The following is a 14,976-nucleotide window of genomic DNA, read 5'->3' on the forward strand; positions in this document are numbered from 1 at the left end:
ATGTCATATAATTCATTCCGGGACCGCCTTGCCCGGTCACTGGACAGCAAGTACGTAGCGTACTCTCTACTGTTTGTCATGGCAATCCTGACCCGTTTCATGGTGTTCGGGAATCCCTTCATCTTCGCTGATGAAGAATTCTATATGCTTGTCGGTGGCAGAATGCTGCATGGCGAACTGCCCTATGTCGACATATGGGACAGAAAACCCATCGGCATCTTTCTGCTCTATGAACTTTTCCACCTTTTCGGTCCTTACCGCATCTGGGCCTATCAGGCCATTGCCCTGCTGAGTGCCTGGGCGACGTCCATCCTGTGCATGAAGGTCGCCCGCCTCATCGCCCCGGTCGGAGGGGCCCTCTGTGCTGGCTGTCTCTATCTGGTCTGGATTGCCAACTCACAGGGCTGCGGCGGCCAGACGCCCATCTTCTATAATCTGCTGGTCGTCTGGGCCATCCTGCTGGTCGCACGGTTCATGGCCGGGCAGGCCCGCCTCACCCTGTTCCAGACGGGAGCGGGAGTCATGCTGCTGTTTGGCATCGCTCTCCAGCTGAAAACATCTGTCGTTTTTGAAGGCATCTATGTCGGGCTGTTCCTGATGGGACTGACCTACCGGCAGGGCGGTACCCTGAAGCAGGTCATGGGCCATGCCATCATCTGGTGTGGGCTTGCCCTCGTGCCAACACTGGCTGTCATGCTGTTCTATGCGCTGGACGGCCACTTCCAGGAATGGTGGTTTGCCAACACCGTCTCCATCTTCCTGAAAAAACCCATCCCGGCTGCCTCTCTGCACCAGTGGTTGCATAATGTATACTGGTGCCTTGTCATGCTGGGCATCCTGCTCGGCACGACAGTCCTGCGCTTTCTCTTCAAAAAACAGACCGCCCACTGCCAGCCTCTCTCCCTTTTCCTTGGCGGGTGGGCGTGGACAGCCTTTGCCGGTTTTGCCCTCTTCAACACCTTTACCAAACACTATTCCCTGCCCCTTTATCCGGCCTTTTTCATAACCGCAGCACCACTCTGGGCCTCCCCTTTCAGCCGTCTCTGGCTCGTGCTGCTGCTGGTATGGGGGGGCATCCGCACCTACGACACGGAAAAGAAGATCAACCGTGCCAGCGATCTTTCCACCCTGCGGCAGGCCGTCTCCCGTCTTTCATCCCCTGTCGGCTGTGTCTTCAATTACGACACGCCTGATATTCTGCTGGACAGTGTCCCTTATTGCCATCTGACACGCTTCCCCTTTTCGGCCCATCTCAGCACCGATACGGAACGGAACGCTCTGGGCATCGACCCTGTGCAGGAGACCGAAGCCATACTGGCCCAGAAACCCCTCTACATTCTCCTCTCTGCCGACGATACCGAGCATGACATGTCCATCAACCGGGATACCTATGCTGTTCTCACAAGAGAGCTCAAACAGCATTATGAGATGATCTACGAACATCCCCCACGCTATGCCTTCAGCGGGTTCATAATCTACAGGCGGATCCGTTGACCCTCCCGCAGGCGCCATGATTGCAAAAGGCGGCTTCTCCCTCTCCCGGAGAAGCCGCCTTTTTTTGATCTTCAGGCAGGAGAACTTCCTGCTTTTTCAGAAAACCCGATGGTAGTAATAAGAAAAGATACCGTCCTTGATGTAGAGATAGGCAGGGCCGAGCTCACTTTCCCCATACAGGAAAATATTGAGATTGGATGAGACAACGCTGACAACCAGCAGGGCAACCAGAATCTTTTTCAGAGCCCGTACATCCTTCAGGTTATTGTACAGATAGACACAGCCAAGCGTCCCGAGGAAAACGATATCCGGGTAGAATTCCGCCCGGTACCGGTAATTCATGCTGATGGCAATCATCATCAGGAAAGCCGGTATTGCCAAGGATACGGCGACAGAAGCAAGCGCTGCCCGATTGATGGGGAACACACGGCCCCTGCGGAGCAGCCCGACAATCAGCAGCGCACCACAGAGCAGCATGAAACCATCTGTCAGAAAGAAGCTGCTGGGTGGCAGCTCATTCGCATCAATCAGCCGCGTGAAACTATCCTGAAGAACGTAATGCCCGTCAGCCTTCTGGAAAATCCACACCGGTACAAAGAAATAGACAATCCCCAGATAGAATCTCTGAAGATTGAACAGCCCATAAGTTTTGGTCCGCATGATGCGGCTGGGAAACTCCACATTGTAGAGGTACAGGTCGTAATTGGCGAAGGTAAGCGGATTGCCCCATCGTCTGTAATTCACATATGCCGTCACGATGATGGCCAGAACGGAGATGACTGTCGGCACAACGAGAGACAGCAGCGTGACGCCCTCATCCTTCGTCCTGAAGCTGCGGCACCATCTGTAAAAATGGATGATGAGAAAACAGAGCAGCGCCACATACAGCCCGATCCCCATCGAAACACGGGTCAACAGCGCACAGCCCGCCGCAACGGCCATGCAGACCCCACCATATCGCCAGTACTCCTTCTCGCAGAGGACACGGATGGCGCAGTACACAAACCATGAAGCGAAGGCCAGAGCCCAGAAGCAGACCTCCTGATACAGGCTGTGTTCAAAAAAACAGACCTGTTCACCCGAAAAAGCAAGGGCAATGGCCAGACAGAGCGAAACCCAGGACGTACCTCCAAGGTAACGCTCAGACACGAAACGCCATGTCCTGTAATTGAAAAACAGGACCATCAGCAGGGCCATGATGGATGAAAGGCGGGTGATGTCCCAATGCAGCCCATTGGGGAACAGCAGGACTGGCAACCTCAGCAGGGAAGGGAAAATGCCCCAGTAGGCATACACTTTCCCATTCCGGAGGAAGCCCTCCTCTTCCACGGTCTTCGGGTCCACATCAAAATGGCCATGCAGCATGTGGTCGATCATGCTGTTGAAAGTCAGCCGCAGCCCACCGGGCCGGTATTCTATCGGCAGATGGGACCATGACAGAATACCCATGATGCTCCACACGATGGCGGCACACCATATGACCGTGGTCACGTTTTTCTTGCAGAACATCACAGCGCTCCCGGCAGCTCAGCGCCTGTCTGGAAAGACGGCAGGATAGGAAAGATAGGTCAGCCTCTTCTGCTCTTTCCGGGCAATGGCAATCGTGTCGAGGATCAACCCACAGACAAAACTCAGGAAAGAGAGCAGCACCAGGGCCGTGGCCAGCAGGGCTGTTGGCAGGCGGGGGACGACACCCTGCCGGAGATAGAAGGAAACGACAGGAATCCCCAACCCAAGCCCCAGGACAAACAGGACAGCCGCAATGGAGGAAAACAGCAGAAACGGCTTTTCCAGCTTCACGATCTGGACGATCGTGCAGAGTATCCTGATACCGTCCTTGTAAGTGCTCAGTTTGGACACGCTGCCCGGTGGCCGCTCGACATAAGCCGTCTTCAGCTCACCGACAGGCAACCCCAGCTCCAGCGCATGAATGGTAAACTCGGTTTCCGTCTCGAACCCCTGGGACAAGGCCGGGAATGACTTGACGAACCGCTTTGAGAAAACCCGATAGCCGGACAGCATGTCCGTAAGGCGGCGCCCGAAAATCATGGTCACCAGCCCCGTCAGCAGCCGGTTGCCCAATACATGACCCATGCGATACGCCGCCGGACGGTCCGTGACACGAGCCCCATTGACCATGTCCAGACCATGCTCATACGCATGCTCCAGCAGCCTGGGGGCCGCCTCGGCCTCGTAGGTCTCATCACCATCAATCAGGATGTAGAAATCTGCATCAATGTCGGAGAACATCCGCCGGACGACGTACCCTTTCCCCTGCATCCGCTCTGTCCGGACAATTGCCCCTGCGGCCCGTGCAACGTCCACTGTCCGGTCGGTGGAATTGTTGTCATAGACATAAATCTCCGCCCCCGGCATGTGCCTCGTGAATTTCTCCACAACATGCCCCACTGTCATTTCTTCATTGTAACAGGGGATGAGGACGGCCACCTTTATGGTCTCAAAATCCACGCAAACCTCTTTCCGAACATTTCAGGACAATAAAATTCCATACAGGTATCAGTCACTCTGTCTATGATGTCGGGCACAGAAACGCAACAATCCTGCCAGAAGCATTATATGGGGACTTCTATTGCACGATTGTTAAATACCTCGCCGTTCTCCATCAAATATCAGGCCACCTCCGGGCCCATGAAGCACGTCACCCAATGACCTGGCGGCAACATTCCTGACCTGTCTCCACAGGGCAGGAATGTTTCTTGCCATACAGGAGGGCCAGATCACTTCCGCAGGAAGGCCACCGTCTCAAAGCAGGCCGCAGCGGCCTCACGGCCCTTGTTGTGCTCATCCCCCCGGGAGCGCACGATGGCCTGTTCGTCCGTATAGGTTGTCAGAATACCGAAAGAAATCGGCACATCATTCGCCAGCTGGGCCTGCATGATGCCAACAGTGGCCCCCATGGAAATGAACTCGAAATGAGCCGTATCCCCCTTGATGACACAGCCGAGGCAGATCACCCCCTCATAGATACCCTTACGGGCAAGGTGCTGGGCCATGATGGGCAGCTCGAACGCACCGGGGGCCTCATAGACATCCACCGTCTCATCAATGCCACGTTCCTTCAGCCACTCCAGCGCACCATCACGCAGACCGCCCGTCACATCAGGGTTGAAGCGGCTGACCAGCAGGGCCAGTCTTGGCGCTGGATTGAGTTTCAGGCCTTCCGGGGCCGTAGCGATATGTTTGCTCATGGTTCAGCTCTCCTGCAGCATATGCCCCATACGGGTGCGTTTCGTTTCCAGATAATGGCGGTTGAACGGATTGGATGGCACGACAAGCCGTTCCACGGCTTCCACCACCAGTCCGGCCTCCGTCAGGCCACGCTCTTTTTCCGGGTTGTTCGTCAGCAGGCGCAGGCGGGTCACGCCGAGACTGGCCAACATATGGGCCGCCATATCCCAGCGGCGGGCATCAGCGGGCAGACCAAGCGCCTCATTGGCATCAACCGTGTCCATGCCCTGATCCTGAAGCTCATAGGCCCGTATCTTGTTGGCCAGACCGATCCCCCGGCCCTCATGCCCCCGCAGATAGAGCAGCACGCCTGATTCCGCCGCCGCAATCCGCTTCAGGGCTTCCCGCAGCTGTGGGCCACAGTCGCAGCGCAGCGACCCCAGCGCATCCCCCGTCACACATTCCGAATGAAGGCGGACCAGTGGCACGGTCTGGTCAGGCTTCCCTTTCACAAGGGCCAGATGTTCCACACCATCAGCTCCACGGAAGGCATGGACACGCAGATCCTCTCCACCACACACGGTCGGCAGGTCGGCCACGGCAAGCTGGGCTTCCTCCGACAATGGCGCTTCTGCCATGTCCAGAACTCCGACATCACCCCGCCCATGTTCAGCAATCCAGCGGCGCATTTCGGCAATGCTGATGAGCGGCAGACCGTGCCGACGGGCATAGTGACGCAGCTCCGACAGGCGCATCATCGTGCCATCCTCGGCCATGATCTCACAGATCACACCAGCCGGCCGCAGACCTGCCAGCCGCATGAGGTCAACAGCTCCTTCCGTATGCCCCTCCCGGGCCATCACGCCATCAGGGTTGGCCCGCAGGGGGAACATGTGACCGGGGGAGATGATGTCCGCCGGTGTCGCATCCGGCGCAGATGCCACCTGAATCGTATGGGCACGCTCGGCAGCGGAAATGCCCGTCGTCACGCCGTGGGCGGCCTCGATGGACACGGTGAAGGCCGTGCCCCGCGGGTCCTGATTCTTCGCCACCATGGGAGACAGGCCAAGCCGGTCTATCTGGTCAGCCTCAAGGGACAGGCAGATCAGCCCGCAGGCCTGACGGGCCATGAAATTGATGGTCTCCTGCGTGGCAAACTGGGCTGGCAGAATGAGATCACCTTCATTCTCCCGATCCTCATCATCCACCATCACGACCATGCGGCCAGCCCGCACGGCGGCGATGGCGGCCTTCAGGTTTGAAGACAGGCTGCTCACCGGGCATCTCCCCTGTAACGCAGTTCCTCTTCCGGCGTGTGGCGCAGGAGCGTCTCCACATATTTGGCCATCATGTCCACTTCCAGATTCACCTTCGCCCCGATGGCCAGCGTGGAAAGGTCCGTATGGGTCCATGTATGGGGAATGATCATCAGGCTGATCTCAAAGCCTTCCTGCCCGTCATGGCGCACATCATCATGCACCTCATTCACCGTCAGGCTGATGCCATTGATGGTGATGGACCCTTTCTCGATGACATAGCGGCGCAGGGAAGCAGGCATGAAAATCCGCAGATGATGTGATTCCCCAGCTTCGGCAACATGGGTCAGCCTGCCTACCGCATCGACATGCCCCTGCACGATATGGCCGGAAAGCCGTGTATTGAGGCTGACGGCCCGTTCCAGATTCACACGGGCCCCCTCCACGAGGTCACCCAGAGCCGTCCGGGCCAGCGTCTCACCACTCAGATGGAAATCCGCCACACCCTCGGGCGTGAAACGGGTCACGGTCAGGCACACGCCATTGGTGGCGATGCTTTCACCTTCCGTCAGATCGGTAAAATGGGTGGCGATCCGTACATCCATGGCCCTGTCCCGCAGGGACACGGACTGCACGTCGCCAACACGTTCGATGATTCCTGAAAACATGGTCTTAGTCCCCATATTGGCGCAGAAGCTGGATCGGGCTCCGCTTGTCCGCACTCTCTTCACGCAGGGTAATGGAAAGCTGGTCGTCCCTGTCGGCCCCCTCATGACGGATGGTCAGCCAGTCATCCCACAGGCCCGCCTCCCGCACGCCGGCCAGCAGGGCAGGTCCGGCCTCGATCAGGGCCCAGTTGATGTCCATCTGCCCCAGAAGGGCAGGCAGGGATGACAGGTCACGGCACTGTTCCACATGGAACCCGTCCGCCTCCCGGGCCTGACGCCAGGCGGCTGGAAGACGGCCCTGCCGGTCCAGCACGATCAGGGGCCGGGGTGCCCGCCCGGCATGATCGGACACATGCCGCACGGTAAAGGACGGGTCATCAGCCAGAACGGTCCCGATCCCCGTCACCACGGCGTCACAGGCCCGCCGGAGCTGATGGGCCAGCCGCAGGGATGCGGACGAGGTGAAGGTCTTCTGCCCTTCCGGAGGAATCATGCTGCCGTGCCCGTCCAGAGCCTGCTTCACGCTCAGCCACGGGCGGCCCTGCGTCACACGGCAGGCAAACGGTGCGAGCAGTGCGGCACAGTCCTGCGCCAGAGAGCGCAGCCCGGGTTCATCGGCCAGAAAATGCACCTGTTTCGGAGAGAGGCCCCCAGCCAGATGGTCCGCTCCCCCTCTGGCCTGCGGATTGGGGTCCCGGGCACCGATCCACACGGTCTGCACGGGACTGTTCTTCAGCCGGTCGCTACAGGGAGGAGTCCGGCCATGATGGTTGCAGGGTTCCAGCGTCACCAGGGCAGTGCGGACCTGCTCCAGCACGCCTTTCTCCCGGGCCTGCTCCAGCGCCATGACCTCGGCATGAGGCTGGCCCGCAGCGGGATGTACTCCCACGGCGAGCAGGTGCCCTTCACCATCCAGCAGGGCGCAGCCCACCGCCGGATTGGGAGCGGTCGCCCCCATCTTCTGCACGGCCGCCTTCACGGCCTCCCGGAAACCGGCCCGCACGCTCTCCAGCGGCGGGGGCGGGCTGTCCGTTCTTCGTGTCCCACTCGACACATCTGTCATCATCAGTCCCCAATCGTCTCAGGGACGTTCGCGGCGACGTCACGCCTTCCCCCCTCACGGAAAGGCGGCATCCCCCCTCCCGCGATGGACAGGAAGAACGTTCTCTCTCATCCGGACTCTGACCGTCGGCCCCGGATTCACACCGGGTCTGCTTGTCCCCTGCACGGATGCAGGGCGCTCGCGGGCTGAGGCAGCCAAAGCCACCAACACCGCCGGTAGGGAATTCCACCCTGCCCCGAGAACGTCTATCTCAATCACGCCCTATATGGAGGTACTCCCCCCAAAGAGCAAGAGGCCGCCCCAATGGGAGCGGCCTCTCTCATCACCCTGTCCTGTCAGGACTGATCCTGTAGAAGATCAGAAACCGCCCTTCAGGGAATGGACGAAGTCCTTGCCGGACTGCACCGTGCTGTCGTGCATCTCCTTCAGGCTCTTCTTCTGAGCGTCAAGCTGAGACTTCTGGGCATCAAGCTGGTCCTTGAGGCGCTGCTTCTCCTCAGCCGGCGCATTCCTGTACCTGTCGCGCACATCCTTGATCTGCTGCTTGCGATCATCAATGTTCTTCTGGATCTCGGCCTTCTTGTCGGCGGCAAGGTTCTTGTACTTGTCCTGAAGGTTCTGCAGACGCTCCTGACGCTGCTTCACGTCGGACTGGAGGGCATCCATGCGCTTCTGGATGCGGGCACGAGCACGCTCCGGAGCGCCAGCATACTTCTCCTGCAGGGCCTGCAGCTTGGCGTTTTCGTTCTGGATGGACTTCGTCACGCTGTCCATGCTGCTCTGGATGGCCAGCGGATCATTCGGATCATAAGCATGAGCCTGCGGCAGCAGGGCAAAGGACGAGGCAAGCAGTGAAACTGTAAACAGAGTACGGATCTTCATGAAGCAGCTCCTAGAATGAGTACCGGATGCGTCCATCCACTACACCACGAGGTTACATCCCCAAAGTTAAAAAAAGGCCATGCCACACTCCTGAAGGCTCAGCTCCGCTTTATGCCACCAGCCATGTCGCTCAGCAGCCCCGGTGACAGAAGCGTGACGGAACTGGCCCCCCTGATGCTGATCAGCCCCTCTTTCCTGAACAGGCTGAACGTCCGGCTCACCGTTTCGATCGTCAACCCCAGATAATCGGCAATGTCTGTCCGGGACATGGGCAGGGACAGTGTCAGCGGGCCGTGCTCATCCTTCAGCGCATGGGCACAGCAGGGGCTGGCCTGTTCGACAAGGAAACTGGCCAGACGCTCACGGGCTGTCTTGCGCCCCAGAAGCATGAGCCGCGCCTGCATCTTGACCAGCTCGCTGGAAGCCTCCTGCTGGAGGCGGCCATGCAGACGGGGGAAGCGCTCCACGAGACGGTCGATGGCAGAATGGGGGAACCGGCAGAGTGTCACCTCTCCCAGAGCTTCTGCAGTGAAGGCATAACTCTCTGAGGAGGCCAGCCCCAGAAAATCTCCCACTTCTGCAAAACCGACAATCTGCCGACGCCCATCAGGCATGAGACTGAACAGCTTGGCCCGGCCGCCTGTCAGCACATAAAAATCGTGCGCCGGTGCGCCTTCCTGTATGAAACAGCGCCCCGCCTGAACAACCACCCGGGAAGATTCCGCCACAAGGGCAGGAAGGTCCTGGTCCTCAATGACGTTGCAGATACTGACCGAACGGCCAGGGCAGCGACCACACCGTTCCCGAACGGCCTCCATGAGGCTGCGACCTGTTTCCACCATTATCTTTCCTGTCTCACTATAGCCGGTGTCAGAGTTAGCGGGTTATCCCCCCCCTTGGAAAAGAAACCTTCCTTATGACAGTGATAAGAAAAGCCCCATTTTTTGATATAGATCAATTTCTAGAATATTTTCAGTTAATGCCCTATTACAGTTATAAATTTTTTCTTGTTTTCGAGGCAGATCATTCTTATAGGCGGGGAAGGAACAATTACATTTTGTCCATTTTCGCCACGCCGTTGTAACTCATCGAGGATTCTAGGAAAAATGAGCCGCACCTTCACCCGGATGGCCACAGCTGCGCTGTTTGCTCTTGGGTCTGTCTCCTTCGCCGTTGCCCAGACAACAGCGCCAGGAGCCCGCACCTCCGTATCCGCATCCAGCACCATGCAGGCCGCTCCGGATGCCTCCGTGCATCTTCATGCTCCGGATGACCATCGCTGCGGCATTTTCCAGACCTGTGCCAATACCAAGATCGGCCTTGGCAAAGGGGACTTCGTTGTCCGCCTCTCCGCTCTCGGCGTAATCACCAACAACACCGGCTCCCGCGTCAAGCTGAATGCCAGCTCACCTGCGGCAGCTCTGGCTGGTGGCAGCATCTTCCGCCACAATGTAAGCGTGACCAACCAGGTCATGCCGGAACTGACGCTTGAATATTTCCTGACGGACCACCTCTCCCTGGACCTCATTGCTTCTTCCACCCGTCATGAAGCCGCTGCCCATGTCGGCAACCTGGGCAAGCTGGATGCTGGCAGCTTCTGGATTCTCCCCCCGACACTGACAGCCGCCTACCACTTCCGCCCGCACAAGCGCTTCAACCCCTATGCCGGTCTTGGCATCACGGTGGCCATCTTCCACAACATGCATCAGGCCACCAATCTGGGTGGGGCCTTCAACGGGGCCGTGTTTGATGCCATGCACATGAAAACCAACGTCGGGCCGAGCTTCAACCTCGGGTTTGATTACCAGCTGGTCGGCAACTGGTTCTTCAACTTCGATATCAAACAGATCCTTCTGTTCAATCAGAGCGTTCATCTGAGCCAGCGCGGCAACCCCATTACTGGTGGTCGGGTCCGTGTTCATGATGACGTGCATCCGACTGTTGTTGGTGCCGGTATCGAATACCGCTTCTGATCTTTCCACAACAACATCAGATCATTCGGGAAAGGGGCCGCAGAGTAATTGCGGCCCCTTTTTCATATAGTCGCAATACTGGACAGCAATTACTCATCACGACAGCCTTCATCCATAAAGTTCGAATATTACGGTACAGATACAATACCGTGACAAATCACTGCGCATGTGTCAGAAGGGAACGAATTTTGCCCTGGCAGTCAGAAGAACGGAGAACATCCCAATAATGCGTGTCTCACGTAACATGATTATTACTGGCATCGTCCTGGTCGTTCTTCTGCTTCTCTGGGGTGTGTGGTCTCTCGTCCCCCACCGGGTCATAGAGACTGCCCCACCGCCCGCTGTTACTCACAACGGCGACCTGCTGCGCATCAGGCCCGGAGGGCCGCTGGATGGCCAGCTGACTGTCGAGCCCGTCGCGGAAACCCTCTCCCCCCATCAGGTAGAGCTTCCAGCACAGATCATCGCCTCCCCCGGCCAGAGCGTGGACATCCATTCCCCGGTCGTCGGGCGGGTGGCCAACCTGTATGTGCAGACAGGCCAGCATGTACAGAAAGGCGATGTTCTTGCCATCCTGTATTCCGGTGACCTGGCACAGGCATGGTCAGATGACCGCAAAGCACAGGCAACCCTCACCCTTACCCGGCTGGCCTATCGCCGTGCTGTTGGCGTGCTGAATGCGGGAGGCAATGCGGTAAAAGACATGCAGTCTGCCAGAAATGATCTGGAACAGGCCCAGGCCGAAGCCACCCGTGCCCATCTGCGCCTTCAGGCTCTCGGCACAGACGGCAATGCCGGCTACCAACCACTGGTAGCGCCTGTCTCCGGCATCGTCACCGCCATATCCACCGGCATCGGCCAGAATGTGACAGACATGACAGCAACCCTGATGAACGTCGCCAATCTGGACACTGTCTGGATCCAGGCCAGCCTGCCGGAATCCCTCCTGCCCATGCTCGGTGCAAGCATGACGCTGGAAGCCTCCTTCCCCGGCCAGACATGCCATGGACCCGTCACCTCGCTGGACGGCACCGTCCATACTGATACCCGCCGCCTGAATCTCTATCTGCGCTGCAACAACACCCAGGGGGCGCTGCGCCCCGGACAGTTCACCACCGCCACGCTGAACATCACCCAGCAGGCCCAGCCCCTCCTGCCCAAAACAGCCCTGCTGATGGACAATGACCAGGTTTCCGTCTTTGTGGAGACAGCCCCCAACACCTACCGCCGCCGCTTCATCACCATCAGCTACGAGGAAGGAGAGTCCGTACGCATTCTCTCCGGCCTGAAAGCTGGTGAGCGTATCATCACGCATGGGGCCATCCTGCTCAATGATTACTGAGGACCGCTGAGCAGTCATGTTCATCGAGAAATTCATCACATGGTGCTTTGGTCACCGCAAGGCCGTCGCTTTTCTTACCGCAGCTCTGTTCGTCACCGGAATGCTGGCGTGGAAACAGCTGCCCGTGGAAGCCTACCCGGACCTCGGCCCGGCCAGTGTTCTGGTCACCACGCAGGTCAACGGTCTTGCTGCCGAGGAGATGGAACATCAGGTCACCACGCCTGTCGAGCGTGAACTGGCAGCCGTCCCCGGTGTTGTGGAGAGCCGCTCCAGCACGACATTCGGCCTCTCGCTCATCACGCTCATCTTCAAGGATGGAGAGGACATCTACCGTGCCCGCCAGCTGGTGCAGAGCCAGCTTGACGGCCTCCAGCTGACAGGCGGTGCCCAGCCCTCCCTTGGCCCCATCAGCGGGGCCAGCGGAGAAATCTACCGCTATACGGTCGAGTCCGACGATCAGGACCTCATGACCATCTCCGACGTGCAGCGGTGGGAGATCATTCCCGCCCTCCAGCGGGTGCCCGGCGTGGTGAACATCGACAATTTCGGCGGTTTCACCCGGGAATATCAGCTGATCCTCGACCCCAACGCCCTCATCCGCTTTGGCATCAGCATCAGCGATGTGATGAACGCCATCCGCAACAGCAATGCCAATGCTGGTGGTGGCCGCGTCACCCGTGGTGAGCAGTCCTACATTATCCGTGGCGTGGGGCAGATCCACTCTCTGGAGGACATGCGCAACACCGTCATCGGCCATCATGATGGTGTTCCCATTTTCCTCTCCGAGCTGGGGCGGATCGAATTCGGCCATCAGGTCCGGGAAGGGATGCTTGGGAAAAACGGCAATCCGGATACGATCGAAGGGGTCGTGACCATGCTGCGGGGCGCCAATCCCTCACAGGTGCTGGATGACCTGCACTCTGCCGTCGCCAAGCTCCAGACACAGCTCAAACCCAAACATATCCGCATTGTTCCGTATCTGGACCGTGACAACCTCGTAAAATCCACAACGGACAAGGTCAGCGAAACGATTCTTGAGGGGATCGGCCTCGTGCTGGTCATCCTGACCTTCTTCCTGGGCTCGCCCCGCAGTGCCGCCATCACGGCGGTGACCATTCCCTTTGCGCTGTCATTCGCCTTCATCCTCATGCGGGCCTGCGGCATGGCGGCCAACCTTTTCTCCCTCGGAGCCGTGGATTTTGGCGTGATCGTCGATGGAGCCATCGTCATCACCGAGGTCATCCTCCGCCACAGGGAGGAGCACCCCAACCTCCCGCTGAACCAGCCGGACATTCTTGCCATCACCCGCCGTGCGGGCCGGGCCATCTTCGCCTCCACCATCATCATCGTGGTGGCCTACAGTCCCCTCTTCGCCTTTGAAGGCAGCGAGGCCAAAATCTTCCGCCCCATGGCCTGGACAGTCAGCTTCGCCCTGCTGGGAGCGCTGCTCTGCGCCCTGGCCCTGACACCCACCATGTCCTTCCTGGCCCTGCGCAAGCCACGGCCCATCTGGCACAACAGGCCACTGGACTGGCTGCACAAATATTATGACGCCCTGCTCCGCCATCTGATTGACCACCCTGTCATCCCCTTCGTCAGTGCCGGACTGGCACTGGTGACCGTCATTGCCCTTGGGGTCACGACGGGCCGGGAGTTCCTGCCTGACCTTGATGAAGGGGCGCTGTGGCTCCAGGTGCAGATGCCAACGGGCATCTCACTGGAAAAAGGGCAGGAAAAGGCTTCGGAAATCCGTCGTGCGGTACGGGAGTTCCCGGAGACATCCTATGCCATAACGCAGCTTGGTCGCTCGGATGATGGTACGGACCCATGGACGCCCTCCCACATCGAAATGCCCGTTGGCCTGACGCCCTACAACCAGTGGGCCCACGGCGAGACCAAAGCCGAGTTCATCACGAAACTCCGGGCCCGCCTGAACAAGATCGCTGGCATTTCCTTCTCCATCAGCCAGCCGATCGAGGACAATCTCAGCGATCAGCTTGGCGGAGCGCACAGCCCGCTGGTCATGCGCATCTATGGGGACGACCTCTCGGGCCTGCGTACCCTTGGCAAGCAGGTCGTCCAGCAGCTCTGGCAGGTACCCGGCACCGTGCAGGCCGACATCTTCCAGGAACCCAAGATTCCACAGATTGCAATCACACCAGACCGGCTGAAAGCCGCCCGTTATGGCATCAGCATCAATGATGTAACGGATGTCATCAACAGCGCCATCGGCGATGCCCCGCTGACCAGCGTGATTGAGGGCGACCGCTTCTACAATGCAACCCTGCGCATCGACAACACGCAGCGTTCCAACCTCCAGCTGCTGGGCCAGATTCCCATGATTACGGGTGATGGCAGTGCCATCCCTCTGGCTGAAATTGCCCATATCCGTCTCCAGATGGGTGAAAGCAGCATCGCCCATGAGATGGGCGAGCGGCAGATCACCCTTCAGGTGGATAATGGCAACCGGCCCATGTCCCTCTACCTTGACGATGCCCAGAAGCTCATCGACCAGAACGTCCATTACGACCACCAGAAGTTCCGTCTGGAATGGGCCGGAACCTTCCAGGAGGCCCAGCACGCCCAGGTCCGCCTCGTGGCAGCCCTGGGCGTCATGTTCGCCGTCATGCTGGGGCTGCTCTATGCGGAGTTCCAGAAGTTCCGCCATGCGCTGCTCATCATCGGCATTGTGCCACTTGCCGCCCTGGGCGGGCTGATCGCCCTGCATCTACGGGCCGAAACACTGAACATTGCCACGGCGGTCGGCTTCATCGCCCTGTTTGGTGTGGCCATCCAGAACGGGATCATCATGGTATCCAACATCAACCGTCATCTTGGTGCTGGTGGCAACATACGGGAGGCCACCCGGCTGGGAGCAACCGAACGCTTCCGCCCCGTGCTGATGACAGCAACCGTGGCCAGTGTCGGAATGCTGCCCGCCGCTCTGGCCACAGGTGTGGGAACCGATGTGCAGCGTGGCCTGGCGACGGTCGTTGTCGGTGGACTGGGCATTGCCACCCTGCTGACCCTTTTCATCCTGCCAGTCTGCTTCTGCCGTCTGGAAGAATGGGTCAGCCGCAGGACCAGCCAGAAAGAGCAGGAGGCCTGA

Annotated in this window: 12 protein-coding genes and 1 riboswitch; of the genes, 4 read left to right on the forward strand and 8 right to left on the reverse strand. The window is 58.9% G+C overall.

All coding sequences use genetic code 11. The features are described from left to right. Positions 1–1,494 carry an ArnT family glycosyltransferase gene (locus J8Z04_RS00650; protein ID WP_192848693.1) on the forward strand — a complete coding sequence of 498 codons (1,494 nt, stop codon included), beginning with the start codon at positions 1–3 and terminating at the stop codon, positions 1,492–1,494. Positions 1,495–1,590: 96 nt separating this feature from the next. On the opposite strand, the gene J8Z04_RS00655 is transcribed toward J8Z04_RS00650, so the two are convergent. From J8Z04_RS00655 to J8Z04_RS00690, 8 genes are all read right to left on the reverse strand, one after another. Next, positions 1,591–3,003: a hypothetical protein gene (locus J8Z04_RS00655; protein ID WP_192848692.1), complete on the reverse strand. Its 1,413-nt coding sequence runs from the start codon at positions 3,001–3,003 to the stop codon at positions 1,591–1,593. Between the two features lie 18 nt (positions 3,004–3,021). Continuing rightward, positions 3,022–3,963 carry a glycosyltransferase family 2 protein gene (locus J8Z04_RS00660; RefSeq protein ID WP_332067211.1) on the reverse strand — a complete coding sequence of 314 codons (942 nt, stop codon included), beginning with the start codon at positions 3,961–3,963 and terminating at the stop codon, positions 3,022–3,024. 269 nt (positions 3,964–4,232) lie between these two features. Then, positions 4,233–4,703 carry a 6,7-dimethyl-8-ribityllumazine synthase gene (gene ribH / locus J8Z04_RS00665; RefSeq protein WP_043559053.1) on the reverse strand — a complete coding sequence of 157 codons (471 nt, stop codon included), beginning with the start codon at positions 4,701–4,703 and terminating at the stop codon, positions 4,233–4,235. A 3-nt stretch (positions 4,704–4,706) separates the two neighbouring features. Next, positions 4,707–5,951, reverse strand: a complete 1,245-nt coding sequence (gene ribB, locus J8Z04_RS00670; RefSeq protein ID WP_192848748.1) for a 3,4-dihydroxy-2-butanone-4-phosphate synthase — start codon at positions 5,949–5,951, stop codon at positions 4,707–4,709. A 5-nt stretch (positions 5,952–5,956) separates the two neighbouring features. Continuing rightward, positions 5,957–6,607 (reverse strand): riboflavin synthase, encoded by a 651-nt coding sequence (locus J8Z04_RS00675; protein WP_081562410.1) that lies wholly within the window; start codon positions 6,605–6,607, stop codon positions 5,957–5,959. A 4-nt stretch (positions 6,608–6,611) separates the two neighbouring features. Then, a complete protein-coding gene (ribD, locus tag J8Z04_RS00680) occupies positions 6,612–7,673 on the reverse strand; it encodes a bifunctional diaminohydroxyphosphoribosylaminopyrimidine deaminase/5-amino-6-(5-phosphoribosylamino)uracil reductase RibD (RefSeq protein ID WP_232086414.1) in 1,062 nt (353 codons plus the stop codon). Between the two features lie 92 nt (positions 7,674–7,765). Next, positions 7,766–7,917: riboswitch (FMN riboswitch) on the reverse strand. Positions 7,918–8,027: 110 nt separating this feature from the next. Further along, on the reverse strand, positions 8,028–8,552 hold the full coding sequence (locus J8Z04_RS00685; RefSeq protein WP_081562411.1) for a hypothetical protein: 525 nt from the start codon (positions 8,550–8,552) through the stop codon (positions 8,028–8,030). A gap of 98 nt (positions 8,553–8,650) precedes the next feature. Continuing rightward, the gene (locus tag J8Z04_RS00690) at positions 8,651–9,394 is read right to left on the reverse strand and encodes a Crp/Fnr family transcriptional regulator (RefSeq protein WP_227656483.1); all 744 of its coding nucleotides are present in this window, start codon (positions 9,392–9,394) and stop codon (positions 8,651–8,653) included. 264 nt (positions 9,395–9,658) lie between these two features. Between J8Z04_RS00690 and J8Z04_RS00695 the strand changes: the two genes are divergently transcribed. The 3 genes from J8Z04_RS00695 to J8Z04_RS00705 all read left to right on the forward strand — a co-directional run bounded on the left by J8Z04_RS00695 (position 9,659) and on the right by J8Z04_RS00705 (position 14,976). Next, positions 9,659–10,525 carry an OmpW/AlkL family protein gene (locus tag J8Z04_RS00695; protein ID WP_232086413.1) on the forward strand — a complete coding sequence of 289 codons (867 nt, stop codon included), beginning with the start codon at positions 9,659–9,661 and terminating at the stop codon, positions 10,523–10,525. A 226-nt stretch (positions 10,526–10,751) separates the two neighbouring features. Further along, positions 10,752–11,867 (forward strand): efflux RND transporter periplasmic adaptor subunit, encoded by a 1,116-nt coding sequence (locus J8Z04_RS00700; RefSeq protein ID WP_192848691.1) that lies wholly within the window; start codon positions 10,752–10,754, stop codon positions 11,865–11,867. Positions 11,868–11,883: 16 nt separating this feature from the next. Next, positions 11,884–14,976 carry an efflux RND transporter permease subunit gene (locus J8Z04_RS00705; RefSeq protein ID WP_192848690.1) on the forward strand — a complete coding sequence of 1,031 codons (3,093 nt, stop codon included), beginning with the start codon at positions 11,884–11,886 and terminating at the stop codon, positions 14,974–14,976.

The organism is Bombella apis (assembly GCF_018221685.1).
Taxonomy (GTDB): domain Bacteria; phylum Pseudomonadota; class Alphaproteobacteria; order Acetobacterales; family Acetobacteraceae; genus Bombella; species Bombella apis.